The sequence below is a fragment of the Pedobacter sp. genome (genome assembly GCF_045627485.1).
Classification (GTDB): Bacteria; Bacteroidota; Bacteroidia; order Sphingobacteriales; family Sphingobacteriaceae; genus Pedobacter.
Window position 1 is genome coordinate 1 of sequence record NZ_JAZQNU010000053.1, and the last position, 1891, is coordinate 1891.

The window sequence follows — 1891 nt, forward strand, 5'->3', positions numbered from 1 at the left end:
GCTTCCCTGGATTACCAGACCAGCACCTTAAGTGCCAGCATCGGTGGTTTTGTTAACCACATCAACAATTTTATTTTTTATAATACCTCAGGTGAAACCATCGACGAGATGCAGGTGTACCGTTCAATCCAGCGTGATGCCCTTTTACGTGGGTTTGAAGCATCACTAACCTTACACCCGGTAGAATTCCTGCATTTGGAAACCAGTTTCTCCTATACCCGCGCCACCAATAAAGCGACCGACCAGCCTTTGCCATTTATTCCTGCCGCCGCCTTGCGTAATGAACTTCGCTTCGAACCTTCAGTTCCGGGAACAGAGAAAACTTACCTTTCCCTAGGTTTGGATAATTTCTTTAAGCAAAACCGTGTAGATGAGTTTGAAACCGCTACCGGCGCTTACAGCTTGTTAAATGCGGCCATTGGTACTACCCTGAAATTAGGTAAAACGCAGGAAATTTCGCTGTATGTTTCAGGTAAAAACCTGTTGAATAAAAAGTACTATGACCATTTAAGTCGGTACAAACCAGGTAGACTTGATGCCGCTGATCCTACATTCGGAGTTTATAACCCAGGGCGTAACATTTCATTTGGGCTAATCATGCCTTTTAACTTAAAATAAGAATTAATAAATTGCAAAGGCCGGTCATTTTAAATGTACCGGCCTTTGTGTTTTGATAATTCAATATGTTATTTGGATACCCATAATTTTAGTTTATAATCAAAAAAACTATATTTGATTTAGACAACGCTCAAAATGAAGAAAACACTACTCCTGTTGCCACTTTTGGTGGTTCTCCTGGCAATTGCCTGTAAAAAAGATGAAGTTTTTGTTGAACCTGAAATTCCTGTGGTAATGGAGCATGGCTTTCTTACAGATAGCATTTCATTTACTTTAGAAGGGAAACGTTATACAAATGAGCTAGCAGAGCCTTATTCGTTATTTCCAAGGGGGGCGTCAAATAGAGGGACGAATATGCGACTGAGTACCGTTGAAGGCGATTGGTACTTAAGTAGTGGTGGTAGGTATTGGGTTGGTGCTGCTGATTCCGTGCAGTATGGGTCGTTTTCGACAACCAGGCTTAACCAAGACGCTGGGGAAATAGAAGTTGAGTTCGTTAAGAATTTTAGAAGAAATAATCTTTTATATATAGGTGCGTTTTATTACCCAAGATTTGAGAATAACTATTATACAGCTGGTGATTATAAATATGCCCTGGACTTCGGACGTGAAGGTAAAGATGAAGGTGTAGCGATAAGACTATCACTTTCCACTTTGGGAAAACTGACTTCCTATAGTCCAAATTATCTTTTTCAGGAATCAAAACTAACGGCGGAAAGCCAACTTAATTCGAAATTTAAAATGCTAAAAGTCGAAGAGATTAAAGGAACAGATTATGTTATCATCGAGGCTAGATTCGAAGTTAATTTATTTGATGAAAAAGAGAGTCCGGTTAAAATAACTGACGGTTATTTTCGAATCAGCGCCTTGAAATGTGGCAACAGATCGTCTCATATTTTATGGTTTTAACGGCTTAGCCTACCCGTCCTGGTTATTGTAGTAGCGCTAAAGAAATTTGAAGGTCATCAAAGTTTCTAGAACTTTCAAACCTCCTTTTTGTTTACCTGTTAAATAACACCACATTGAAGAGACTACACTTATTAATCCTGACCATACTTACGCTAAGTACAGCTGCTTTTGCCCAACAGTCTGATACGCTCTCCATCACCCTGGAGAATGTAAAATACGCTTACCCCATTAAATATTTTCCTATAACTACCGAAGGCCAGGATATACGCATGGCCTATATGGACGTTACACCAACAGACAAACCTAACGGCCGTACGGTGGTGTTGTTTCATGGGAAAAACTTTGGAGGAAGTCGGAGGCCAAG

2 protein-coding genes and 1 pseudogene are annotated in these 1891 nt (G+C 40.1%); all 3 read left to right on the top strand.

All coding sequences use genetic code 11. From position 1 onward, the window contains the following. A partial coding sequence (locus tag ACR2F3_RS04045) for a TonB-dependent receptor domain-containing protein (protein WP_432708699.1) occupies positions 1–618 on the top strand: 618 nt, incomplete at its 5' end. Between the two features lie 135 nt (positions 619–753). Further along, the gene (locus tag ACR2F3_RS04050; protein ID WP_432708700.1) at positions 754–1527 is read left to right on the top strand and encodes a hypothetical protein; all 774 of its coding nucleotides are present in this window, start codon (positions 754–756) and stop codon (positions 1525–1527) included. 113 nt (positions 1528–1640) lie between these two features. Next, positions 1641–1891, top strand: a pseudogene (locus ACR2F3_RS04055) (alpha/beta fold hydrolase); the annotation flags it as partial.